The following is a 23,296-nucleotide window of genomic DNA, read 5'->3' as shown; positions in this document are numbered from 1 at the left end:
AGGCCCCGCACCACGCGGTACGGGGCCTGTGTCCTCGCGCTCAGTCCTCCGCGGACGCCGCGCTCTTCCTGGCCGCCGCGGTCGTCTTCTTCGCGGTGGTCGTCTTCTTGGCGGCCGTCTTCTTCGCGGCGGCCGTCTTGGTGGCGGCGGCCTTCTTGGCCGGTGCCTTCTTCGCGGGCGCCTTCTTGGCGGTCTTCTTGGCCGGCCCCTTCGCCCGCTTCTCGGCGAGGAGTTCGTACCCGCGCTCGGGCGTGATCTCCTCGACGCTGTCACCGGAGCGGAGCGTCGCGTTGGTCTCGCCGTCGGTGACGTACGGCCCGAAGCGGCCGTCCTTGACGACGACGGGCTTGCCGCTGACGGGGTCGGCGCCCAGCTCCTTCAGCGGCGGCTTGGCGGCCGCGCGCCCGCGCTGCTTGGGCTGGGAGTAGATCTCCAGCGCCTCGGCGAGGGTGATCGTGAAGAGCTGGTCCTCGGTCTGGAGGGACCGCGAGTCGGTGCCCTTCTTGAGGTACGGCCCGTAGCGCCCGTTCTGCGCGGTGATCTCGACGCCCTCCGCGTCGGCGCCCACCACGCGCGGGAGGGACATCAGCTTCAGGGCGTCGTCCAGGGTGACCGTGTCGAGGGACATCGACTTGAAGAGCGAGGCGGTGCGCGGCTTCACCGCGTTCTTGCCCGTCTTCGGCGTCCCCTCGGGCAGCACCTCGGTGACGTACGGACCGTACCGGCCGTCCCGCGCGATGATCTGGTGCCCGGAGACCGGGTCCGTGCCGAGCTCGAAGTCGCCGGAGGGCTTCGCGAGGAGTTCCTCGGCCATCTCGACGGACAGCTCGTCGGGCGCGAGGTCCTCGGGGATGTCGGCGCGCTGGTGGCCCTCGGCGTCCTTCTCCCCGCGCTCGATGTACGGCCCGTACCGGCCGACCCGCAGGACGATGCCGCTGCCGACGGGGAACGACGACACCTCGCGGGCGTCGATCGCGCCGAGGTCGGTCACCAGCTCCTTGAGCCCGCCGAGGTGGTCCCCGTCGCCGTTGCCGGCGTCGGCGGCGCCGCCCGCGTCGCCGGTGCCCTCGCCGAAGTAGAACCGCTTCAGCCACGGCACGGACTGCGCCTCGCCGCGCGCGATCCGGTCGAGGTCGTCCTCCATCCGGGCGGTGAAGTCGTAGTCGACGAGCCGCCCGAAGTGCTTCTCCAGGAGGTTGACGACGGCGAAGGACAGGAACGACGGGACGAGCGCGGTGCCCTTCTTGAAGACGTAGCCGCGGTCGAGGATGGTGCCGATGATCGACGCGTACGTCGAGGGGCGGCCGATCTCGCGCTCTTCGAGCTCCTTGACGAGGGACGCCTCCGTGTAGCGCGCCGGGGGCTTCGTCGCGTGCCCGTCGACCGTGATCTCCTCGGCGGTCAGCGGGTCGCCCTCGGTGACCTGCGGGAGGCGCCGCTCGCGGTCGTCCAGCTCGGCGTTCGGGTCGTCCGCGCCCTCGACGTACGCCTTCAGGAAGCCGTGGAAGGTGATCGTCTTGCCGGAGGCGGTGAACTCGACGTCCCGGCCGTCGGCGGCGGTGCCGCCGATCTTGACGGTGACGCTGTTGCCGGTGGCGTCCTTCATCTGGGAGGCGACCGTGCGCTTCCAGATCAGCTCGTAGAGGCGGAACTGGTCGCCGGTCAGGCCCGTCTCCGCGGGGGTGCGGAAACGATCACCCGAGGGGCGGATCGCCTCGTGCGCCTCCTGCGCGTTCTTGACCTTGCCGGCGTACGTGCGCGGGGCGGAGGGGAGGTAGTCGGCGCCGTACAGCTGGGTGACCTGCGCGCGGGCGGCGTTCACAGCGGTGTCGCTGAGGGTCGTGGAGTCCGTACGCATGTAGGTGATGAAGCCGTTCTCGTACAGCTTCTGGGCCACCTGCATGGTCGCCTTCGCGCCGAAGCCGAGCTTGCGGCTGGCCTCCTGCTGGAGGGTCGTCGTACGGAAGGGGGCGTACGGCGAGCGGCGGTACGGCTTCGACTCGACCGAGCGGACGGCGAACCGGGTCTGCTCCAGGGCGGCGGCCAGGGCGCGGGCGTTCGCCTCGTCGAGGTGGAGGATCTGCTCGCTCTTGAGTTGTCCCAGGGAGTCGAAGTCGCGGCCCTGCGCGACCCGCCTGCCGTCGACGGTCTGGAGGCGGGCGACCAGCGACGACGGGTCCGAGGAGTCCCCCGCGCGGCCGGTCGCGAAGGTCCCCGTCAGGTCCCAGTACTCAGCAGAACGAAAAGCGATCCGCTCGCGTTCCCGCTCGACGACGAGTCGTGTCGCGACCGACTGGACACGGCCCGCCGACAGCTTCGGCATGACCTTCTTCCACAGGACCGGCGAGACCTCGTAGCCGTAGAGGCGGTCGAGGATGCGGCGGGTCTCCTGGGCGTCGACGAGCTTCTGGTTGAGCTGGCGCGGGTTGGCGACGGCGGCCCGGATCGCGTCCTTGGTGATCTCGTGGAAGACCATCCGCTTGACCGGGATCGTCGGCTTGAGGACCTGCTGGAGGTGCCACGCGATGGCCTCGCCCTCGCGGTCCTCATCGGTGGCGAGGAAGAGTTCGTCGGACTCCTTGAGGAGGTCCTTGAGCTTCTTCACCTGCGCGCGCTTGTCGGCGTTGATCACATAGATCGGCTGGAAGTCGTGCTCGACGTCCACCCCGAGGCGGCGCACCTCGCCGGTGTACTTCTCGGGTACCTCGGCGGCACCGCTCGGGAGGTCACGGATGTGCCCGACGCTGGCCTCGACGATGTAGCCGGGGCCGAGATAGCCCTTGATCGTCTTCGCCTTGGCGGGCGACTCGACGATGACGAGTCGCCGACCGCCCTTCGCGGTCTCGCTTGTCGGGGACAACTTCGCTCTTCTCTCCGGTCGACGCTGGGGCCTCCCCAGGCTTCCTCCCGGGGCACGGTCATGGTGACGCTGCGGAGTGTGACGGTACATCCCGCCCCCGTGTCAAACGGGAAAAGCCCGCAACGGCCACTCGAACGGTAACCCGACTACCGCCATTCCTGCCGCCCGGAGTACCGACCGACGCTTTTGCGACGGCCGGCGCCCCACCCCTGCCCCGCGGCCGGTGTCCCACCGTCCCGGCCGCCCGTACGGCGCTCCCGCGCGCGGTGCCGTGTCTGCCCGGCGTCTGCCGTGGCCGCGCTCAGACCCGCGTGAGGCACCACGCCGCGACGGCCAGCGAGGCCACGGCGGCGGCCGTCGCGAACGTCACCGCGACCCCTTGCCCGACCCCCTGGGCGACCGGCTGGCGCTGGCGCGCGCGTACGGTCGTCCACACCAGCAGCGCGCCCCCGAACAGGGCGAACACCGCCCCCGCGAAGATCGCCGGCCCACTCTCCATGTCCGTCCACGCCCCCTTGTCGCGCCGCACGCGCGTACGGCTGCGGCGGACCCTGCCACGCCCGGACGGCACCCCGGCGAACCCGAGGTGAACACCGCCCCGACGCTCCCTCGGATCCCGGACGAAAACCCGGCGCACCGACGCGCACGCCGGGCACACACCCCCCACGCGCGGGTCGGCCTCCCCACCGGAACACCCCCGCACCAGCCACGCCCGAACGGCTCGAAACCGGCCGCCCGGGCTCTGTCAGTGCCACGTGCTTCGATGGAGACAGGCCGTCGGACACAGCGACCGGGGAGGGGGGCCGAAGCGTGACCCGTACGACAGACATGGCCGAAGGCTTCTCCCGACTGCCCCCGGCCGGACGATCACGCGGTGACCGGCACCAGGAACCCCTGTTCCACCAGTACCCGGATCTGCGCGGGCGTGCGGTCGCGCAGGACGACCGGGTCCTCGCCGACGAGCTGGGCGATCGCGTCGAGGATCACCCCGGCGCTCAGGGAGCCGTCGCACACGCCCGCGAACCCGGCGCCGACGGTGTCGACCTTGGTGGCCCGCCGCATGCCGCGGTGCTGGCGCAGGACGACGTGCTCGGGGTCCTCGGCGCCGGGCAGCCCGACCTGTTCCTGGACGACCTCGGGGGCGAGCTGGAAGCGCGCGGTCAGGAGGGCGGCGTCGTCGTGGTCGCGCAGGTAGTCGACGCGGTCGAAGTGGGCGCGGATCGCGTCCCCGAGGGGCTGCTCGACGGAGTGCGGCCACTCCTCGACGGTGACGGACGGCTCGGCGGCGGACGCCTTGCGCAGGGTGATCCACCCGAACCCGACGGCCTTCACCTTGCGCGCCTCGAACTCGTCGAGCCAGGCGTCGTAGCGCGCCTCGTAGGCGGCCGGGTCGTCCCGGTGGTCCCCGGCGTCGCGCAGCCACAGTTCGGCGTACTGGGTGACGTCCTGGACCTCCCGCTGGACGACCCACGCGTCGCACCCGCGCGGGATCCACGAGCGCAGGCGGTCCTGCCAGTCCTCGCCCTCGACGTGCTGCCAGTTGGCGAGGAACTGCGCGTACCCGCCCTCGTTCAGCCGCTCCCCGGCGCCCTGCACGAGCGCGCGGCACAGCTCGTCGCCGCCCATGCCGCCGTCCCGGTACGTCAGCCGGGCACCCGGCGAGATCACGAAGGGCGGGTTGGAGACGATCAGGTCGTACGACTCGTCGTCGCGCAGCGGCTCGTACAGCGAGCCCGTGCGCAGGTCGGCCGCCGGGACGCCGGACAGGGCGAGGGTGAGGGCGGTGATGTGCAGCGCGCGCGGGTTGAGGTCGGTGGCCGTCACGCGCGTGGCGTGCCGGGCGGCGTGCAGCGCCTGGATGCCGGAGCCGGTCCCGAGGTCGAGGGCGGCCCCCACGGGCGTACGGACGGTGATCCCGGCGAGCGTCGTGGAGGCGCCGCCGACGCCGAGCACGACAGCCTCGTCCCGCTTCCCGATGCCGCCCGCCCCGCCGACCGCGCACCCGAGGTCGGACACGACGAACCAGTCCTCGCCGTCGGGCCCGCCGTAGGGCCGTACGTCGACGGTCGCCGCGACCGCGTCGCCGTCCCGGGTCAGCCACCCGCTCTCGACGCACGCGTCCACGGGCAGCACGCCGGCCACGCGCGCGTGCGGCACGGTCCGTTGCAGCAGGAAGAGCCGTACGAGCGCCTCCAGCGGCGTGTCGCCGCGTGTCGCGCGCAGCGCGGGCACCGTCTCGCTGCGGGCCAGCGCCGTGTACGCGGGGGCGCCGAGCAGATCGAGGAGCCCGTCGGCGGTGAAGGAGGCCGCGAGCAGCGCCTCCCGCAGCCGGACGGTCACATCGGCGTGGTCGGACGAGGGCAGCGGGGAGAGGGTGGCTTCACTCACCCGCACATTGTCTCCCGTACGCACGCGCGGGAGCGGCTCGCGGGCGACTGTACGCGCGCGGGGACGGCTACCGGCCCTCCGTACGCGCGCGGGCGCCTGGGCGGCGCTGCCGGAGTCACCCGCTGCCCCAGCACGTGCGCCGGGGCGAAACCGGTCACGCGCCCGCCGGAGGAGACCCCGCCCCTCAGCCCGCGGTGGAAGCCGACGGCGTGGACGACCCCTTGGCCGAACCCGAGAACGCCGCGGACGCCGACGGCGAGGCCGCCGGTGCCGAGGGTGCCGCCGAGGGCTCGGCCGGCGCGGACGGGACGGCCGTCTGCTTGCAGGTGTCCTGTTCGACCATGGCCCGCTTCACGTCCCCGGTCTCCAGGTCCGTCAGCGCCGTGTCGCTGGTCTTGAGCGTCTTCAGGTCGGAGGCCACCGCTTCGAGCCCGACGGAGAACTTGGCCTCGCTCTTGATGTCGAGGGCGTCCGTCTTGGTCTTCAGGCCGGCGTAGGACGTGGACAGCGAGGTGAGCGCCGTGACGGCGTTCTGCTGCTTCGTCGCGCCGCCCTCGACCCCGGGAGGCGCCCCGGCGGAGCTGATCGCGTCGGCGAGGCCCTTGTAGCCGTCGGCCTGCGCCTGGAACGCCTGGGACAGCGTCTGCTGGACCTCCTTCGGGGGGAGGCCGTTGCTGGAGACCTTCTGGATGGAGGCGCTGGCCGTGTCGATCTTGGCCTTGAGCGCGGGGATGTCGGAGCAGAGCTTCCCGGCCCAGGCGACGAGGTCCTTGTTCACCTCGTTCTTCTCACTGCTGCAACCCGACAGCGTCAGTATCAGGACCGCACCGCCGGACAGTGCGGCCGCGAGCTTCTTGTTCACCGGATCGGTCCCTTCCATGGCTCTCGGCCACGGAAACATACACGCCGCCCCGGAGACCCCCTCAGGGGGAACGGCCTCTATAGGGAGCTATCAGAAGGTTTGTCCGGCTCCCTCAAGCTCTCTCAAGAGAGAGAAGCCTCACGGCGAAAACGGCCTCCCTCACGCACGCCGACGGGCGGCCCGCACGTCACTACGCGCGAACCGCCCGCACCTATAGGGACAACGTTCTGTACAGAACTTACGAAACAGCCGCCCTGGAGTGCGTGCCGGCGGTTTCCCCGGCCCCCTCCTCGTCCCCCACCGCGATCCCCCGCCGCTTGGACACGTACACCGCGCCCACGATCACCGCGAGGGACAGCAGCGCGATCAGCACCCGTATCCCGACACTCTTGTCCGCGCCGTACGAGAACTTGATCACGGCCGGAGCGATGAGCAGGGAGACGAGGTTCATGACCTTCAGCAGCGGGTTGATGGCGGGCCCGGCGGTGTCCTTGAAGGGGTCGCCGACGGTGTCGCCGATGACGGTCGCGGCGTGCGCCTCGCTGCCCTTGCCGCCGTGGTGGCCGTCCTCGACGAGCTTCTTGGCGTTGTCCCAGGCGCCCCCGGAGTTCGCGAGGAAGACGGCCATCAGCGTGCCGGTGCCGATGGCCCCCGCGAGGTACGCGCCGAGCGCGCCGACGCCGAGCGTGAACCCGACGAAGATGGGCGCCATGACGGCGAGCAGACCCGGCGTCGTCAACTCCCTGAGCGCGTCCTTCGTACAGATGTCGACGACCCGGCCGTACTCGGGTTTCTCCGTGTAGTCCATGATCCCGGGCTTCTCCCGGAACTGCCGCCGCACCTCGAAGACGACCGAACCCGCCGACCGGGACACGGCGTTGATGGCCAGTCCGGAGAACAGGAACACGACGGCCGCGCCCGCGATCAGCCCGACGAGGTTGTTGGGCTGCGAGATGTCCATCATCAGGCTCATCGGCGCCCCTTCCCCGCCGATCTGCTCCCCGACGTCCCGCGCGCCCGTGGTGATGGCGTCCCGGTACGACCCGAAGAGCGCCGAGGCGGCGAGTACGGCGGTGGCGATGGCGATGCCCTTGGTGATGGCCTTGGTGGTGTTGCCGACGGCGTCGAGGTTGGTGAGCACCTGCGCGCCCGCGCCCTCGACGTCGCCGGACATCTCCGCGATGCCCTGCGCGTTGTCGGAGACGGGCCCGAAGGTGTCCATGGCGACGATGACGCCGACGGTCGTCAGCAGCCCCGTCCCGGCCAGCGCGACCGCGAACAGGGCGAGCATGATCGACGTACCGCCGAGCAGGAACGCGCCGTAGACGCCCAGGCCGATCAGGAGGGCGGTGTAGACGGCCGATTCGAGGCCGATGGAGATCCCGGCCAGGACGACCGTCGCGGGGCCCGTGAGGGACGTCTTGCCGATGTCCTTGACCGGGCGCCGGGTGGTCTCCGTGAAGTAGCCGGTGAGCTGCTGGATGAGCGCGGCCAGCACGATCCCGATGGCCACGGCGACCAGCGCGAGGATCCGCGGGTCGCCGTCCCGGCCGCTGATCGCGGTGTCGGTGACGCCGTCCAGGTCGCCGTAGGAACCCGGCAGGTAGACGAAGACGGCGACAGCAACGAGCGCGAGGGAGATCACGGCCGAGACGAAGAAGCCCCGGTTGATGGCGCTCATGCCGCTGCGGTCGGTGCGGCGGGGGGCCACCGCGAAGATGCCGATCATGGCGGTGATCACACCGATCGCCGGCACGAGCAGCGGGAAGGCGAGCCCCGCGTCGCCGAACGCGGCCTTGCCGAGGATCAGCGCGGCGACCAGGGTCACGGCGTACGACTCGAAGAGGTCGGCGGCCATGCCCGCGCAGTCGCCGACGTTGTCGCCCACGTTGTCGGCGATGGTCGCGGCGTTGCGGGGGTCGTCCTCCGGGATGCCCTTCTCGACCTTGCCGACCAGGTCGGCGCCGACGTCGGCGGCCTTGGTGAAGATGCCGCCGCCGACCCTCATGAACATGGCGATGAGGGCGGCGCCGAGGCCGAAGCCCTCCAGGACCTTGGGGGCGTCGGCCGCGTAGACGAGGACGACGCAGGAGGCGCCGAACAGGCCGAGGCCGACCGTGAACATGCCGACCACGCCGCCGGTACGGAAGGCGATCTTCATCGCTTTGTGCGCGACGGCGGTGAGATCCTTTTCCGGCTCCCCCTCGGCCGGAGTGGCTTCTCTGGCCGCCGCCGCGACCCGGACATTGCTGCGCACCGCGAGCCACATGCCGATATAGCCGGTGGCCGCGGAGAACCCCGCGCCGATCAGAAAGAAAGCCGACCTTCCGGCCCGTTGATTCCAGTCGTCGGCAGGCAGCAACATCAACAGGAAGAACACGATCACCGCGAATACGCCGAGCGTGCGCAACTGCCTGGCGAGATACGCGTTCGCGCCTTCCTGGACCGCCGCCGCGATCTTCTTCATGCTGTCGGTGCCCTCGCCCGCCGCCAGTACCTGGCGCAGCAGCACACCCGCGACCACCAGGGCGGCGAGCGCCACGACGGCGATCACCACCACCAGGACACGATTTCCGTCGGTCAGCTCCGCCATTCGTCCTCCTTGACGTTTGGGCTGAGCTCCTGAGATGTGGACGGATTGTAGGTACCGGAACCCGATCAATACAGTGCGCGGCATGCAGAATTCGCCGTCGCGTCAAGTAATGTGGCGGAGGCATTATGATTTTTTTGACGAATCCACTGTAAGTGTTAATCGGCGGGCCCGCACATTCGGCGTATCCCGCACATGCCGAAGGGCCCCACTCAGGGGGCCCTTCGGTACTGCCGCTGTATTACGCCGGTGTCGTCGGCCAGGTCATCCGGATCAGCCCGGGTGTGACCTGGACGTCGTCGACGAGCCCGCTGATGACCGCGAGGCCCATGTCGTCCTCCTCGGTCTCCGCGCCGCCCGACGCCCCGTCACCGGGGGCGGCGACCGGCGCCTCGTCGCCGACCTCGATGGAGAACTGCTTCTCCTCCTCGATCAGCGAGACCTTCACGGGCGCGGTGAGCCCCGCACTCTGGTGGAGCCCCACCGCGCGCGTGCATGCCTCGCCGACGGCGAGCCGGACCTCGTCGAGTACGGCCTCGTCCACTCCGGCCCTGCGCGCCACCGCTGCCGCCACCAGTCGGGCGGTCCTGACGTGCTCGGGCAGCGCGCTGAAGCGGAGTTCAACGGTGGCCATGCGTCCCCCTCGGAACTACGGGCGTGCTTGTGAGAAGGCCGGACCGCCGGTGTACGGCGGCCCGGTCCCCCCGGTTGTTCAGTTTGTCGTACCGCTGGTGGGCGGAGGTCAGTCGGTGGCCTCGACGGCTTCCGCGACCGAGGTGTGGATCGGGAACACCTTGGTGAGCCCCGTGATCCGGAAGATCTTCAGAATGCGCTCCTGGTTGCAGACCAGGCGCAGCGAGCCCTCGTGGGCACGCACACGCTTGAGGCCGCCGACCAGCACGCCGAGCCCGGTGGAGTCGAGGAAGTCCACGCCCTCCATGTCCACGACGAGGTGGAAATTCCCGTCGTTCACCAGCTCGACCAGCTGCTCGCGCAGCTTGGGCGCGGTATATACGTCGATTTCGCCACCGACCTTGACGATCGTGCGATCGCCGATGGTCTCGGTCGACAGGGACAGGTCCACGGATCCTCCAGCACCTTGCTATCGAGCGGTCGCCCCTCGGGACACCCAGTCAGGCGTCCCTGGACGGTTCGCCAGCCGCGATGGCATTCAATCACTTACCGGCAGGCGTGCACGACGCCTTCGCTCCATTGTCCGTCACGCCGGTGACACACTCGGTGCCGATGGCCAAGAATCACCGATCCGATCGGACCCCGCCGCAGGCGCTGCTGCGCAGCCTCGCCGCCGGGTCCGACCGCGCCTCGCGCATCACCCATACGGAGCACTTGCCCCCGCGTGCGGGACGTCATGCCGTCTGGCCGCACCGGATCCGCGCGGAAGTGATCGCGGCCGTACGGGAGTACGGCATCGAGCACCCCTGGGCGCACCAGGCGCTGGCCGCCGAACACGCCCTGGACGGCGACTCGGTGGTGGTCTCCACGGGCACCGCCTCGGGCAAGTCGCTGGCTTATCTCGTACCCGTCCTGTCGGCCCTCCTGGACGGCTCGGAGGCGCCCAACGGCCGTGGCGCGACGGCCCTCTACCTCGCCCCGACGAAGGCCCTGGCGGCGGATCAGCTCCGATCGGTGAAGGAACTTTCACAACCTCTCGGCACGGCGGTGCGTCCTGCCGTGTACGACGGCGACACCCCGGTCGAGGAGCGGGAGTGGGTCCGCCAGTACGGCACGTACGTCCTCACCAACCCCGACATGCTGCACCGCGGCATCCTGCCCTCCCACCCCCGCTGGTCCTCGTTCCTGAAGTCGCTGAAGTACGTCGTGGTGGACGAATGTCACACCTACCGGGGCGTGTTCGGCTCCCACGTCGCCCAAGTCCTGCGCCGGCTGCGGCGGCTGTGCGCGCGCTACGGCTCCTCCCCGGTGTTCCTGCTGGCCTCCGCGACCGCCGCCGAGCCCGCCGTCGCCGCCTCCCGTCTGACGGGCCTGCCGGTCGTCGAGGTCGCCGACGACGCCTCCCCGCGCGGCGAGCTGGTCTTCGCCCTGTGGGAGCCGCCGCTGACCGAACTGCACGGCGAGAAGGGCGCCCCGGTGCGGCGTACGGCGATCGCCGAGACCGCCGACCTGCTGACCGACCTCGCGGTGCAGGGGGCGCGTACGGTCGCCTTCGTGCGCTCCCGGCGCGGCGCCGAGCTGATCTCCGTCATCGCGCAGGAGCGGCTCGCGGAGGTCGACCGGTCGCTCGCGCGGCGGGTGGCCGCGTACCGGGGCGGTTACCTGCCCGAGGAACGCCGGGCGCTGGAACAGGCGCTGCACTCCGGCGAGTTGCTGGGCCTGGCCGCGACGACCGCCCTGGAGCTGGGCGTGGACGTCTCCGGGCTCGACGCGGTCCTCATCGCCGGGTACCCCGGCACGCGCGCGTCCCTGTGGCAGCAGGCGGGGCGCGCGGGGCGGGGCGGTGAGGGGGCGCTCGCGGTCCTCGTCGCGCGCGACGATCCGCTGGACACGTTCCTCGTCCACCATCCCGAGGCGCTCTTCGACCAGCCCGTCGAGTCGACGGTCCTCGACCCCGACAACCCGTACGTCCTGGCACCCCATTTGTGCGCCGCCGCCTCCGAACTCCCGCTCACCGAGGAGGACTTCGAGCTGTTCGGCCCCTCGGTCAAGGACCTCCTCCCCCAGCTGGAGGCGGCCCGGCTGCTGCGCCGGCGCACCAAGGCGTGGCACTGGACACGCCGGGAACGGGCCGCCGACCTCGCCGACATCCGGGGGGAGGGGGGTACGCCGGTGCAGATCGTCGAGGCGGGTACGGGGCGGCTCCTCGGCACCGTCGACGCCGGGTCCGCGCACACCTCGGTCCACGAAGGGGCGGTGCACCTGCATCAGGGGCGCACCTATCTCGTGCGCGCGCTGGATCTCGACGACTCCACGGCGCTGGTCGAGGAGGCCGACCCGCCGTACTCGACGGTCGCCCGCGACACGACGGCCGTCGCGGTGCTGTCCGTCGACACCGAGATCCCCTGGGGCGAGGGGAAGTTGCACTACGGGTCCGTCGAAGTGACCAACCAGGTGGTGTCGTTCCTGCGTCGCCGGGTCCTGACGGGCGAGGTCCTGGGCGAGACGAAACTGGACCTCCCGCCGCGCAAACTCCGTACCCGCGCGGTCTGGTGGACCGTGACGGAGGACCAGCTCGACCGCGCGAACATCCCCCCGGAGATCCTCGGCGGCGCCCTCCACGCCGCCGAACACGCCTCCATCGGCATGCTCCCCCTCTTCGCGACCTGCGACCGCTGGGACATCGGCGGCGTCTCCATCCCCCTGCACCCCGACACCCTGCTGCCGACGGTCTTCGTCTACGACGGCCACCCCGGCGGCGCCGGCTTCTCGGAACGCGCCTTCCACACGGCGCGGACCTGGCTCACGGCCACCCTGGACGCCATCAAGTCCTGCCCCTGCGACGCCGGATGCCCGTCCTGCATCCAGTCCCCCAAGTGCGGCAACGGGAACGAGCCGCTGCACAAGCGGGGGGCGATACGGCTGCTGGGGGAGTTGCTGCGGGGGGCGTGAAGGGGGCCGTGCGGGGGCGTGAGGGCGTGAAGGGAGCGGGGCGGCCGGGTGTGCGGGGAGGCGGGGGCGTGAAGGGGTGAGACGGGGGCTCGCGGAGTGGTTCGGGGGCGTGGGGTGGTTCAGGGGGCGTGGAGTGCGCCTACGCGCCGTCCAGGCGAGGCGGGCGACGTGGGAAGCGGCCGGCTCCCAGGGGCCCGGGGCTGTGTCGGTCCGCGGCTCCACCGCACGGGCGCGAACAACCCTGCCGAACCCGTACCCGGCAGACAGCCCACTCCCCCAGCGCACGAACACCCCGAGAAGCGACCCGGCGTCAGGGTCACGAGCTGTGCCGACCCGCAACTCCGCCCCGCGGGCACGACAAGCCACGGCGAACCCGCGCTCACCCACCGACCTCACCCCCCTCCTCCACGACCCCCGCCCGAGCCCGCACCTCCGCCTCGAACGGCCCCGCCCCCGCCGCCACCGTCAGATCCACCACCGTCCCGGCCACCGAACACCGCACCACCCGCCCGCCCTGAGCCCGAGCCACCCCCCGCGCCCGCTCACAGGCCGCCCCCGTCCCCTCCAGCGCCCTCCCCGCCGCCGCCAGCGCCGCGAGGTCCGCCCCGCCGGCCACCCGGTGCCGTACGACGACAGCCTGTCCCAGCGCGAGCACCGCCCCGAACACCACGCACAGCACGGCGACCGCCGCGACGCCCCACACACTCGCGGACCCCCGGTCCCGGGCCCGCCCCCTCACCGGCCCACCCCCTCGGCCACCGCGACAGCCTCTTCCCGCACCTCGAACGGCAACGCCCCGAACCCGGCCGGCTTGGCGGCCACCACCACCCGCACCCGGTCCCCGTCCCGCCCGACGGACACCCGCGCGCCCCGAGGGGCGGTCGCCCGGACGACCCGGACGACCGCCTCCTCGGTCTCCTCCCGCGCGGCGGCCCGCGCACCGGCGCTCGCCGCGTCGACGCAGCGGATCTGTACGACGACCGCGAGCAGCCCCCAGACCAACGCCATCGCGAAGGCGACCAGCACCGGCAGCACCACCGCCGCCTCGGCCGTCACCGACCCCCGGTCCCGCTCACACCGTCGCACTGAGCGCCCTCGTCACGATCGCCGCCAGCTTCGCGGACACCGCGGAACTGGTCACCACCTTGTAGAACGCCATCGAGAACGCGACGGCGACCAAGATCCCGACCGCGTACTCCGAGGTGGCCATACCGGCATCCCGCCCGACCCTCCTCGCCCGCACCCGACAGACCCACATCCGCATCCGCGCCCGCACCACCTGGTACATACCGACCTCCACATGTCCGTCTCTCATCGCTTCACACACCTCTCGACCGATCGACCGCACCGCGCTCACGCCACCGCCATCACCCGCCCGTCACCGATCTCACGAGCCGGACCATCAGCCACTGCCTCTGCCGGAGGCCCGACCGTCAGCCGCCGCCCTCCCGGAGTCCGGCTGTCATCCGTGCCGCAAGCCCGGCCATCACGCACCGCCGCCCTTCCCCCGATCCCGCCCCTCACCCGCCCACCACCCCTCCCGCGAGCCCGACCATCACCGGCACCACCCCCATCACCACGAACGCGGGCAGAAAGCACAGCCCGACCGGGGCCGTGACCAGCACCCCGGCCCGCCGGGCCCGAGCCGTGGCCGTGCGCAGCCGTTCCGCCCGGGCGTCCGCCGCGAGCCGTGCCACGGGCACCGCCGTGGGCAGCCCGGACACGTCGGCCCGCTCCAGCAGCCGGGCCAGCCCGCCCGCCCCCGGCACCCGCGCCAGCCTCCCCCAGGCGTCCCCGGGTTCACCCCCGAGCCGCACCTCGGCGGCCCCTCGCGCGAGCCCTTCCCCCACGGGCCCGCCGAGCGCCTCACCCACGGCCTGCGCCGCGACGACGGGCCCGGCCCCGGCGGCGACGCACGCGGCCAGCAGATCCGCGGCCAACGGCACCTGCCGGGCGGCGGCGACCGCGTCGACCGCCTCCCCGCCGTCCTCGGCACCGCGCTCCCGGCCGCGCCGCCACCGCCACACGCAGACGGCCCCCACGACCCCGAGCACCACACCGATCCCCCCGCCGACCAGCACCCAGGAGGCCCCGACGACCCCCACCTCAAGCCCCCACCGCCGCACCGACTCCCCCACCCGCACCCTCGGCACACTCGCCTCGGCCACCATCCGCAGCGCCATCAGCTCCGCCAGCCGCCTGCGCACCCTGCGCTCCCGCCGGGCCTTCTCCACACCCCGCAGCCCCCACGCCAGCGCCACGAGCACCCCCACGGCCACCCCCAGCCTGTGGACAACTTCCTGACTCACTCCGCCACCACCTCTCCGACCAGCCCGAAACCCGCCACGACCGCCTCGCTCCCCGAACGCCCCGAACCTCGCCGAAGCCCTGGAACACCGACTTCACCCGCAGACCGCACAGCCCTCACCTCCCGAACTCCGAACCGACACCCGCACAGATCCACCTCCCGAACCGCGAACCCTGACCCCCGAACCGACCCACCTCCTGACCCCGGCCTCCCGAACCACTCCGCCTCCTGACCTCCGCCTCCTGACCTCGGCCTCCCGAACCCCGACCACCCGCCCCACCCCCGAAGCCCCCGCCCGGCCCCTCACACCACCTCCGCCCCCCGAACGATCCGAGCCACCCACCAGACCCCCACCCCCTCCAGCACCCCGCCCACCACCAGGCACCCCACCCCCACCCCGGAGTGCAGCAACACCCCCAACGGATCCGCCCCGACCGCCGCCCCCAGCCCCAACCCGACCACCGGCAACCCCGCCAGCATCACCGCGGTCGCCCGAGGCCCGGCCAACTGCGCCCGCAGATCCGCCCGTTGGTCCCGCTCCGCGCGCAACGCCTCCTCCACCCGGTCGAGCCCGGCGGCGAGCCCGGCCCCCTGGTCGACGGCGACCCGCCAGCACGCGGCGAGTCCCAGCAGCCCTTCCGCGCCGGGCTGCCGCGCGGCCACCGAGAGGGCCGCCGGAACGTCCCCGCCGAACCGGGCCGCCGCCAGCACCCCCGCCCGCGCCTCGTCGAGCCCGGCGGACTCCCGCGCGGCCAGCGACAGCGCCTCCCCGGGCTGCCGCCCCGCCCGCACCTCCCCGGCGAGGGCCGCGCACAGCCCGATCACGGCGTCGACCCGGACCTCCCGCTCCCGGCGGGCCTCGGCGGCCCTGCGCACCCTGCGGACGAGCGGCACCGCGGCGGCCCCGGCGAGCACCGGCAGCAGGGACGCCCCGAGCACCCCGATGACGACCCCGGCGACCGGCGCCCACCACTCGGCCCGCCACCGCTCCCGCAGCCGCCGCCACTCCCGGCCCGCGTCCCACCCCCCGTCCACGACGACCCCGCCCCCGGCGAGCAGCAGCCGCGCTCGCCGGACCCCCTGCCGCCGCTCCCCGACCGTCCAGAACACGACCCCGGCACACGCGACGGCCGCCCCGAGAGAGAGTTCGTACGCCGACGTCACGCGCCCTCACCTCCCAGCAGCTCCCGCAGCCGCCCCCACCCGGTCTCCCGGACGAACGCCTCGGCGCCCCACCGCAGCGCCGGCACGGTCCGTACAAGCCCCGCGGGGTCCCGCTCCAGGACGTGCACCTCGGCGATCCTGCGCCGCCCGCTCCCGTCGCGCACGAGGTGCAGGACGACGGAGAGGGCCGCCGCCAACTGGCTGTGCAGCGCGGCCCGGTCGAGCCCGGCGGCGGTGCCGAGCGCTTCGAGCCGGGCGGGCACGCCGGACGCGGCGTTGGCGTGGACCGTCCCGCAGCCGCCCTCGTGGCCGGTGTTCAGAGCCGCCAGCAGATCCAGGACCTCGGGCCCGCGCACCTCCCCCACGACCAGCCGGTCGGGCCGCATCCGCAGCGCCTGCCGTACGAGGTTCTCCAGCGTGACCAGCCCGGCGCCCTCCTGGTTGGCGGGCCTGCTCTCCAGCCGGACGACGTGCGGGTGATCGGGCCTCAGCTCGGCGGAGTCCTCCGCGAGCACGATCCGCTCGCCCGGTCCGACCAGCCCCAGCAACGCGCTCAGCAGCGTCGTCTTCCCGGTCCCCGTCCCCCCGCTGACCAGGAACGACAGCCGCGCCCGCACCAGGGCCCGCAGCACCCGGTCCCCGCCCGGCGGCACGGTCCCGGCGGCCACCAGCTCGTCCAGCGTGAACGCGCGGGGCCGTACGACCCGCAGCGACAGGCACGTGCACCCGACGGCCACGGGCGGCAGCACCGCGTGCAGCCTCGTCCCGTCCGGCAGCCGCGCGTCCACCCAGGGCCGGGCGTCGTCGAGCCGTCGCCCGGCGACCGCGGCGAGCCGCTGCGCGAGCCTGCGGACGGCGGCGGCGTCCGGGAAGGCGACGCCGGTCAGTTCCAGCCCGCCGCCCCGGTCCACCCAGACCCGGTCGTGGGCGGACACCAGCACGTCGGTCACCGAGCCGTCCCCGAGCAGCGGCTCCAGTGGCCCGCTCCCCACCAGCTCGGACCGCAGCCGCTGCGCCGCCCCGAGCACCTCGGCGTCCCCCAGCACCCGCCCCTGCTCCCGCAACGCCTGGGCCACCCGGGCCGGCGTCGGCTCACCCCCGCTGGCGGCCAGCCACTGCCGCACCCCGTCCAGCAACTCGACACTCATGCACGTCCCCTTCCCAAGAACCCTGACGACTCCGAACACACCCGCCCCGACACCCCCGCCCTCACCTCACCGCTCCCTGAACCCCCCGCTCGCCCCCGCCGCCCTCCACCAACGCCCGCTCCCAGAACTCCTTGCAGAACCGCCCCAGCGGCCCCCTGGCGGCCGCCCCCGGCGGTCTGCGCCCGGTGTCCGTCTTCAACAGCGCCGGATCCAGCGGCACTTCACCGGCCAGCGGAAGCCTCAGCAGCCGCGAGACCTCGTGGTCGTCGAGACCGGGCACGTACGGCGCGCGAACGGCGACGCGCAGGTCCCGCAGGACCATCCCCACGGCCGAGGCGACCCGCCCGGCGGCGGCGACGGCGCGCAGTTCGGCGGGAACGACCAGGAGCCCGAGGTCGAGTTGGGCGAGCACCTCCGCGACGCCGTCGTCGAAGCGGCGGGGCAGGTCGACGACGACGGTCCCGCCGCGCCGGCGTGCGGCGGCGAGCACCGCGCGGACGGCCTGCGGCGGGACCGCGACGCAGTCGCCGCGGTCCCAGCTGAGCACCCGCAGCGCGTGCAGCTCGGGCAGCGACTCCTCCAGCGCGCCCCCGCCGACCCGCCCCCGGGAGGCGGCGAAGGCGGGCCAGCGCAGCCCTTCGGCGGTCTCCCCGCCGAGCAGGACGTCGAGCCCGCCCCCGAGCGGATCGGCGTCCACGAGCAGCGTGCGCAGCCCCTCCCGTGCGGACGTCACGGCGAGGGCGCAGGCGAGCGTGGAGGCCCCGGCGCCGCCTCGCCCGCCGATGACGCCGACGGTCAGGGCGGGCCGCCCGACCCCCTCGGCGACGTCCGCGATCCGGTCGACGAGCCACTGCTCGCCGTCGGGCAGCACGAGCACGTGGTCGGCCCCGATCTCGACGGCGAGCCGCCACACGTCGGGGTCGTCCTGGTCGCGCCCGACGAGCACGACGCCCCTGCGGCGCGCGGAGCGCCGTACGCGGCGGGCGGCGTCGTCGCCGACGAGGATCAGCGGCGCCGACTCCCAGACCCCGCGGCGCTGCGGCAGCGCGGGGTGCACCTCGGGTGTCGCGCCGGCGGCGGCGCACAGCCGCAGCAGGTCGTCGAGCAGGCACACGTCCTCGGTGACGATGAGCGGCCTGCCGGGCCGTCCTGGAGCTGTGGACGGCGGTTCGTGTGTGGTGGATCCGGACACGGTTTCCTCCCCCTTCTCGCAATCGACCGGCATCGGCGGCCGGACGGAAACCGGCCACCCCGCGTCCGAAAAGCGGAACGGGTCCGGAACTCGGCCCGACCTGACGCGGTGGAATCACGATGCGGCGGCCCCGGAAATCGTGTGGATCTTGGTCGAAAACTGTGGATGGACGGCCGCCTGTGGATATCTCCGTCACCCGAACCGGTGAGCCCCCCGACTTCCGCTGACTTCCGGCCCCACTTCCGCCCCACTTCCACTCCGACTTCCGGCCGACTTCCCCCGCCGAAAATCCCGACGACGTGTCGACAAACACCCCACCCCCACCCCCTCGAACTCCCCCGCCCCACCTCGGCGATCTCCGCAGAGCATCATCACGACTACGTTGAGTGACGCTCACCGGGCATGCGAAAGAGGCGGCCGCAGCCGCCTCGTACGGCGTGATCGCCGCGGGAAGAGGGGAAAAACCCGCCCGGACATGCGACGACCCCCACCGGGGGGGAGAGTGGGGGTCGTCTCCACGGCCCTACTCGGGGGGGGAGGAGTCGGGCCGGGTTAGCACGGTCGCGAACGATCCGTGACTTCCATGGTGTACCCGAGAGCCCTCTCAGGCAAACCCACACGCCCCACCTTACGCCGAATGGGCTGCACCTATGCTCGACGATGTGGAAAACCACTCCTCGCCCCGGACGGCGGCCTTCTTCGACCTGGACAAGACGGTCATTGCCAAGTCGAGCACTCTCACCTTCGGCAAGTCCTTCTACCAAGGCGGTCTGATCAACCGCAGGGCAGCCTTGCGCACCGCATATGCCCAGTTCGTCTTCCTCGTGGGCGGTATGGACCACGAGCAGATGGAACGCACCCGCGAGTACCTCTCCGCGCTGGTGCGCGGGTGGAACGTCGAGCAGGTGAAGGAGATCGTCGCCGAGACCCTGCACGACCTGATCGACCCGATCATCTACGACGAGGCCGCCTCCCTCATCGAGGAGCACCACACGGCCGGCCGGGACGTCGTCATCGTCTCCACCTCGGGCTCCGAGGTCGTCGAGCCGATCGGCGAACTCCTCGGCGCGGACCGGGTGGTGGCGACCCGGATGGTGGTCGGCGACGACGGCTGCTACACCGGCGAGGTCGAGTACTACGCCTACGGCCCGACGAAGGCGGAGGCGATCAGGGAGCTGGCCGAGTCCGAGGGCTACGACCTGGAGCGCTGCTACGCGTACAGCGACTCGGCGACGGACCTGCCGATGCTGGAGGCGGTCGGCCACCCCCACGCGGTGAACCCGGACCGCGCCCTGCGCCGCGAGGCGCTCGCGCGCGGGTGGCCGATTCTCGACTTCCACCGCCCGGTACGGCTCAAGCAGCGCATCCCGTCGTTCGCTCCCCGTCCCGCGCTGGTCGCGGCGGCGGCCGTGGGCGCGGCGGCGGCGACCGCCGGGCTCGTCTGGTACGTCAGCCGGAAGCGACCCTCACTGACCTGACCTGCCCGAATGACACCCGTTCGGCATGAAAAGTAAAGAACTCCGGTCAGGACTTTCGCTCTCCCGGGTCCGGGAGTACAAAGGAAGACACGGCCCGCGAGACCGAAGGACATCCGAGAGGATCACCTGACTGACGCATATGGCCCCACGGACCGAGCATGTGAACAGGGCACCCACGCGACGTCGACCCGTCGATTACGGGCCAGCCGCACCAGGTGACGGGCGAAGTTCCCGACCTGATGGGCAACTTTTCGAGGACGCTTGGTAACCCGGCGAACATGCCAGCGGCGGTACGGATCTCGTACCGCCGCACTTTTCTGCCCGCACGCGACACGCACGCGACACGCGCGCGCGTGCCTCACGCCGCCCCGCGCTGAAGCGCCTCGCACACAGCCGTCGACTCCCGCGCCCCCAGCTCCACCGCCCGCCCGCAGTGTGTGATCCACGCCCCGACCCCCTCGGGCGTCCCGGAGACGTACCCCTCCAGGGCCGCCAGATAGGCCGCCCGCCCCTGTTCGGCGTGGCCCACCTCGGCGGGGCAGATCGACTTCGGGTCGAGGCCGCTGCCGATCAGGACGATGCGCGCGGCGGCCCGCGCGACGAGCCCGTTGTGGGAGGTGAACGGCCTGAGCGCGAGGAGTTCGCCGTGCACGACGGCGGCGCTCACCAGCGCGGGCGCGGCGCTGCCCGCGACGATCAGGCCGGAGAGCCCCTCCAGGCGCGCGGAGACCTCGGCGGCGCTGGGCAGGGGGAGTTCGACGAGGGGTTCGTCGACGGGTTCGCCGTCCTGCCGGGGCCGCCCGGTCGCGCCGCTCTGCTCGGCCGCCGCGACCAGGTGCAGGCGCGCGAGCACGCGCAGCGGCGACTGCCGCCACACGGACAGCAGTTGACCCGCCTCGGCGCTCAGCCGGAGGGCCGCGCCCACCACGCGCGCCTCGTCGTCCGCGCCGAAGTCGGAGCGTCGGCGCACCTCTTCGAGCGCCCAGTCCGCCCCGGCCAGCGCGGCCGACCCGCGCGCGCCGCGCAGGGCGGCCTCGGAGGTGACGGCGGTGGAGCGGCGGCGCATGACGCGGTGGCCGTAGACCCGGTCCACGGCCTTGCGCACGGACTCCACGGACTCGGCCACGGAGGGCAGCTCGCCCAGGGCCACAAGAGGATCGGCGGTCGTACTCATGGGTACGACAGTAGCCACCCCGGGCCCGCACCCCTCGAAGGAGTGGTCTTCTTCACGCACCCCTGCCACGCAGCGCCAGCGGGCCACTACCCTTGGTGAACATGAAAATTGCTTTCGTCGGGAAGGGCGGCAGCGGCAAGACGACGCTCTCCTCCCTGTTCGTCCGGCATCTCGCCGCCCTCGGCGCACCCGTGATCGCGGTCGACGCGGACATCAACCAGCACCTGGGGCCCGCGCTCGGCCTCGGCGAGGACCAGGCCGCCGCCCTGCCCGCGCTGGGCGAGCACCTGCCGCTGATCAAGGAGTACCTGCGCGGCGACAACCCGCGCATCGCCTCGGCCGACACGATGATCAAGACCACCCCGCCCGGCGAGGGCTCGCGGCTGCTGCGGGTGTGCGAGGACAACCCGGTCTACGAGAAATGTGCCCGGAGCGTGGAACTCGACGGCGGCGCCGTCCGTTTGATGGTCACGGGCCAGTTCACGGACGCCGACCTCGGGGTCGCCTGCTACCACTCCAAGACGGGTGCAGTGGAGCTGTGTCTCAACCATCTGGTGGACGGCCCGGGCGAATACGTCGTGGTGGACATGACGGCGGGTTCGGACTCCTTCGCGTCCGGCATGTTCACCCGCTTCGACATCACGTTCCTGGTCGCCGAGCCGACCCGCAAGGGGGTCTCCGTCTACCGCCAGTACAAGGAGTACGCCCGGGACTTCGGCGTCGAGCTGAAGGTCGTCGGCAACAAGGTGCAGGGCCCGGACGACGTGGAGTTCCTGCGCGCGGAGGTCGGCGACGACCTCCTGGTGACCGTCGGCCACTCGGACTGGGTGCGCGCCATGGAGAAGGGCCGCCCGCCCCGGTTCGCGTCCCTGGAGGAGGCGAACCGTACGGCGCTGGAGCGGCTCAGGTCGGCCGCCGACGCGTCGTACGGCCGCCGCGACTGGGAGCGGTACACCCGCCAGATGGTGCACTTCCACCTGAAGAACGCCGAGTCGTGGGGGAACGCGCGCACCGGGGCCGACCTGGCGGCGCAGGTCGACCCCGGTTTCGTGCTCGGCGAGGGGCTCGCGGTCAGCGCGTGACGGTCGCGGCCGGGGCCCCGGGGACGCCCTTCGGGGCGGGGGCCGGGCGGGCGCTCAGGAAGGCCGCCCAGCCCTGCTTCGGGGCCTCGCCGACGCCGAGGGTGCGCAGTTTCGCCAGCGCCTTCGGATCCTGGGCGTCGAGCCAGTCGGAGAGCTGGCGGAAGGAGACGCAGCGGACGTCGGGCTTGTTGCAGACGCGCTCGATGGTCTCCTCGACGGCGCGCATGTAGGTGCCGCCGTTCCAGGACTCGAAGTGGTTGCCGATGATCAGGGGCGCGCGGTTGCCGTCGTAGGCGCGGTGGAAGCCCTTGAGGAGGCCGTCGCGCATCTGGTCGCCCCAGTACTCGTGCTTGCCGGGGTCGCCCTGGGTGGTGGTGCCGGACTGGTTGACCATGAAGTTGTAGTCCATGGTGAGCTGCTCGTAGGAGTGGCCGGGGAACGGCACGAGCTGCATGGACAGGTCCCACAGCCCTTCCTTCTTGCCGGGCCACAGCTGGTTGTTGACGCCGCTGGTGTCGTAGCGGAAGCCGAGTTCGCGGGCGGCCTTGCGGAAGTTCTTCTGGCCTTCGAGGCAGGGGGTGCGGGCGCCGACGAGTTCCTTGTCGTAGTCGAAGGGCAGGGGCGCCGCCTTCGTCATCCCGGTGTTGGTCTTCCAGGTCTTGACGAATCGTTTTGCCTGGCCGATCTCGTCCTTCCAGTCGGCCACGGACCACTCGCCGACGCCACCGCCCTTGCCGCAGAAGTGGCCGTTGAAGTGGGTGCCGACCTCGTTGCCCTCCAGCCAGGCGAGGCGCAGTTGCTTGACGGTGTCGGCGATGCCCTGCTCGTCGTTGAAGCCGATGTCGGAGCGGCCCGGCGAGTGCTGCGGCGGCCGGTAGAGGTCACGTTTCTCCTCGGGCAGCAGGTACACGCCGCTGAGGAAGTACGTCATCGTCGCGTGGTTGGCCCTGGCGACCCCCCGGAAGTGCGAGAACAGCTTCTGGCTGTCCTCCCCGGCGCCGTCCCAGGAGAAGACCACGAACTGCGGCGGCTTCGCCCCCGGCGCGAGACGTTCGGGGCGCGGCAGGTGCGGCTGGGCCCCGGTGTAGGCGGTGGACCCGTCCCCGATGAGGCGTACGGCGCTCTGCGGCGCCGGGGCGGCCGGCCTCACCTTCTGGGGGCCCCGGGCGCCCTCCTTGGCGGCGGGCGTGTCCGGGCCCGCGCAGCCGGCGAGCGACGTGGCGACGGCCGCGGCGAGCACGGCGCACGCGGCGATCCTCTGGGTGGCGGCCATCAGCATCCTTCTTTCCCGGTTTTCCCTGCGGCGACGGTGGTGGGCCGCCGGGGCGAGCCGACGGCGCCGCCAAGGTCGCACGGGGCCGGAAAAGAATTAGTACGACAAGCCGATCAAATATCCGCTTCATCCCGGAGAGTGAATTGTTGACCCATTTGCTCGTGAGTTCTATTCCTGGACTTTACTCTGCAT

The 23,296-nt window shown here is 72.3% G+C and carries 19 protein-coding genes; 3 read left to right on the top strand and 16 right to left on the bottom strand.

Annotation, left to right across the window (positions count from 1 at the left end; genetic code table 11):
- Positions 1–40: 40 nt before the first annotated feature.
- From topA to ACLZOT_RS21675, 7 genes are all read right to left on the bottom strand, one after another.
- The gene (gene topA / locus ACLZOT_RS21705; protein WP_416970642.1) at positions 41–2,860 is read right to left on the bottom strand and encodes a type I DNA topoisomerase; all 2,820 of its coding nucleotides are present in this window, start codon (positions 2,858–2,860) and stop codon (positions 41–43) included.
- 301 nt (positions 2,861–3,161) lie between these two features.
- A complete protein-coding gene (locus ACLZOT_RS21700) occupies positions 3,162–3,359 on the bottom strand; it encodes a hypothetical protein (protein WP_416970641.1) in 198 nt (65 codons plus the stop codon).
- A 368-nt stretch (positions 3,360–3,727) separates the two neighbouring features.
- A complete protein-coding gene (locus ACLZOT_RS21695) occupies positions 3,728–5,248 on the bottom strand; it encodes a methyltransferase (protein WP_416970640.1) in 1,521 nt (506 codons plus the stop codon).
- 184 nt (positions 5,249–5,432) lie between these two features.
- Positions 5,433–6,110: a small secreted protein gene (locus ACLZOT_RS21690; protein ID WP_416970639.1), complete on the bottom strand. Its 678-nt coding sequence runs from the start codon at positions 6,108–6,110 to the stop codon at positions 5,433–5,435.
- Positions 6,111–6,348: 238 nt separating this feature from the next.
- Positions 6,349–8,703: a sodium-translocating pyrophosphatase gene (locus ACLZOT_RS21685; protein ID WP_416970638.1), complete on the bottom strand. Its 2,355-nt coding sequence runs from the start codon at positions 8,701–8,703 to the stop codon at positions 6,349–6,351.
- A gap of 238 nt (positions 8,704–8,941) precedes the next feature.
- On the bottom strand, positions 8,942–9,334 hold the full coding sequence (locus tag ACLZOT_RS21680; RefSeq protein ID WP_416970637.1) for an ATP-binding protein: 393 nt from the start codon (positions 9,332–9,334) through the stop codon (positions 8,942–8,944).
- Positions 9,335–9,442: 108 nt separating this feature from the next.
- Positions 9,443–9,784 carry an STAS domain-containing protein gene (locus ACLZOT_RS21675; protein ID WP_055721907.1) on the bottom strand — a complete coding sequence of 114 codons (342 nt, stop codon included), beginning with the start codon at positions 9,782–9,784 and terminating at the stop codon, positions 9,443–9,445.
- A gap of 80 nt (positions 9,785–9,864) precedes the next feature.
- Here ACLZOT_RS21675 and ACLZOT_RS21670 point away from each other — a divergent pair, with 80 nt between their 5' ends.
- Complete coding sequence (locus tag ACLZOT_RS21670) at positions 9,865–12,285, top strand: DEAD/DEAH box helicase (RefSeq protein WP_416970636.1); 2,421 nt, start codon at positions 9,865–9,867, stop codon at positions 12,283–12,285.
- A 379-nt stretch (positions 12,286–12,664) separates the two neighbouring features.
- Here the strand turns inward: ACLZOT_RS21670 and ACLZOT_RS21665 are convergent, their stop codons facing one another.
- The 7 genes from ACLZOT_RS21665 to ssd all read right to left on the bottom strand — a co-directional run bounded on the left by ACLZOT_RS21665 (position 12,665) and on the right by ssd (position 18,097).
- A complete protein-coding gene (locus tag ACLZOT_RS21665; RefSeq protein WP_416970635.1) occupies positions 12,665–13,024 on the bottom strand; it encodes an Rv3654c family TadE-like protein in 360 nt (119 codons plus the stop codon).
- Positions 13,021–13,371 (bottom strand): TadE family type IV pilus minor pilin, encoded by a 351-nt coding sequence (locus ACLZOT_RS21660; RefSeq protein ID WP_416970634.1) that lies wholly within the window; start codon positions 13,369–13,371, stop codon positions 13,021–13,023. Before ACLZOT_RS21660 ends, ACLZOT_RS21665 begins: the two co-directional genes overlap by 4 nt.
- A complete protein-coding gene (locus tag ACLZOT_RS21655) occupies positions 13,358–13,573 on the bottom strand; it encodes a DUF4244 domain-containing protein (RefSeq protein ID WP_416970665.1) in 216 nt (71 codons plus the stop codon). The genes ACLZOT_RS21660 and ACLZOT_RS21655 overlap by 14 nt, the downstream gene beginning before the upstream one ends.
- A 232-nt stretch (positions 13,574–13,805) precedes the next feature.
- On the bottom strand, positions 13,806–14,594 hold the full coding sequence (locus tag ACLZOT_RS21650) for a type II secretion system F family protein (RefSeq protein WP_416970633.1): 789 nt from the start codon (positions 14,592–14,594) through the stop codon (positions 13,806–13,808).
- 302 nt (positions 14,595–14,896) lie between these two features.
- Positions 14,897–15,757, bottom strand: a complete 861-nt coding sequence (locus ACLZOT_RS21645) for a type II secretion system F family protein (RefSeq protein WP_416970632.1) — start codon at positions 15,755–15,757, stop codon at positions 14,897–14,899.
- Positions 15,754–16,905, bottom strand: coding sequence for a TadA family conjugal transfer-associated ATPase (locus ACLZOT_RS21640; RefSeq protein ID WP_416970631.1), 1,152 nt, complete (start codon positions 16,903–16,905; stop codon positions 15,754–15,756). Before ACLZOT_RS21640 ends, ACLZOT_RS21645 begins: the two co-directional genes overlap by 4 nt.
- 61 nt (positions 16,906–16,966) lie before the next feature.
- The gene (gene ssd / locus ACLZOT_RS21635; protein WP_416970630.1) at positions 16,967–18,097 is read right to left on the bottom strand and encodes a septum site-determining protein Ssd; all 1,131 of its coding nucleotides are present in this window, start codon (positions 18,095–18,097) and stop codon (positions 16,967–16,969) included.
- Positions 18,098–18,747: 650 nt separating this feature from the next.
- Between ssd and ACLZOT_RS21630 the strand changes: the two genes are divergently transcribed.
- Positions 18,748–19,575 carry an HAD family hydrolase gene (locus ACLZOT_RS21630; RefSeq protein ID WP_416970629.1) on the top strand — a complete coding sequence of 276 codons (828 nt, stop codon included), beginning with the start codon at positions 18,748–18,750 and terminating at the stop codon, positions 19,573–19,575.
- A 358-nt stretch (positions 19,576–19,933) separates the two neighbouring features.
- On the opposite strand, the gene ACLZOT_RS21625 is transcribed toward ACLZOT_RS21630, so the two are convergent.
- Positions 19,934–20,749 (bottom strand): oxidoreductase, encoded by an 816-nt coding sequence (locus ACLZOT_RS21625; RefSeq protein ID WP_416970628.1) that lies wholly within the window; start codon positions 20,747–20,749, stop codon positions 19,934–19,936.
- Between the two features lie 101 nt (positions 20,750–20,850).
- Here ACLZOT_RS21625 and ACLZOT_RS21620 point away from each other — a divergent pair, with 101 nt between their 5' ends.
- Positions 20,851–21,831, top strand: coding sequence for an ATP-binding protein (locus tag ACLZOT_RS21620; protein WP_416970627.1), 981 nt, complete (start codon positions 20,851–20,853; stop codon positions 21,829–21,831).
- Here ACLZOT_RS21620 and ACLZOT_RS21615 read toward each other — a convergent pair.
- Positions 21,821–23,104: a hypothetical protein gene (locus ACLZOT_RS21615; RefSeq protein ID WP_416970626.1), complete on the bottom strand. Its 1,284-nt coding sequence runs from the start codon at positions 23,102–23,104 to the stop codon at positions 21,821–21,823. The genes ACLZOT_RS21620 and ACLZOT_RS21615 overlap by 11 nt on opposite strands.
- Between the last annotated feature and the right edge of the window lie 192 nt (positions 23,105–23,296).

The organism is Streptomyces sp. 4F14, assembly GCF_048159485.1.
In the GTDB taxonomy this organism is placed as follows: domain Bacteria; phylum Actinomycetota; class Actinomycetes; order Streptomycetales; family Streptomycetaceae; genus Streptomyces.
The sequence above is the reverse complement of the archived record's forward strand: the minus strand, read 5'-3'. Positions and strand labels throughout refer to the sequence as shown.

Bases quoted from the DNA above. Each gene is read 5' to 3' on its own strand.
- ACLZOT_RS21700 (WP_416970641.1), bottom strand. From the start codon at position 3,359: ATGGAGAGTGGGCCGGCGATCTTCGCGGGGGCGGTGTTCGCCCTGTTC.
- ACLZOT_RS21685 (WP_416970638.1), bottom strand. From the start codon at position 8,703: ATGGCGGAGCTGACCGACGGAAATCGTGTCCTGGTGGTGGTGATCGCC.
- ACLZOT_RS21680 (WP_416970637.1), bottom strand. From the start codon at position 9,334: ATGGCCACCGTTGAACTCCGCTTCAGCGCGCTGCCCGAGCACGTCAGG.
- ACLZOT_RS21670 (WP_416970636.1), top strand. From the start codon at position 9,865: ATGGCATTCAATCACTTACCGGCAGGCGTGCACGACGCCTTCGCTCCA.
- ACLZOT_RS21655 (WP_416970665.1), bottom strand. From the start codon at position 13,573: ATGTACCAGGTGGTGCGGGCGCGGATGCGGATGTGGGTCTGTCGGGTG.
- ACLZOT_RS21640 (WP_416970631.1), bottom strand. From the start codon at position 16,905: ATGAGTGTCGAGTTGCTGGACGGGGTGCGGCAGTGGCTGGCCGCCAGC.
- ACLZOT_RS21630 (WP_416970629.1), top strand. From the start codon at position 18,748: ATGCTCGACGATGTGGAAAACCACTCCTCGCCCCGGACGGCGGCCTTC.
- ACLZOT_RS21625 (WP_416970628.1), bottom strand. From the start codon at position 20,749: ATGAGTACGACCGCCGATCCTCTTGTGGCCCTGGGCGAGCTGCCCTCC.
- ACLZOT_RS21620 (WP_416970627.1), top strand. From the start codon at position 20,851: ATGAAAATTGCTTTCGTCGGGAAGGGCGGCAGCGGCAAGACGACGCTC.
- ACLZOT_RS21615 (WP_416970626.1), bottom strand. From the start codon at position 23,104: ATGGCCGCCACCCAGAGGATCGCCGCGTGCGCCGTGCTCGCCGCGGCC.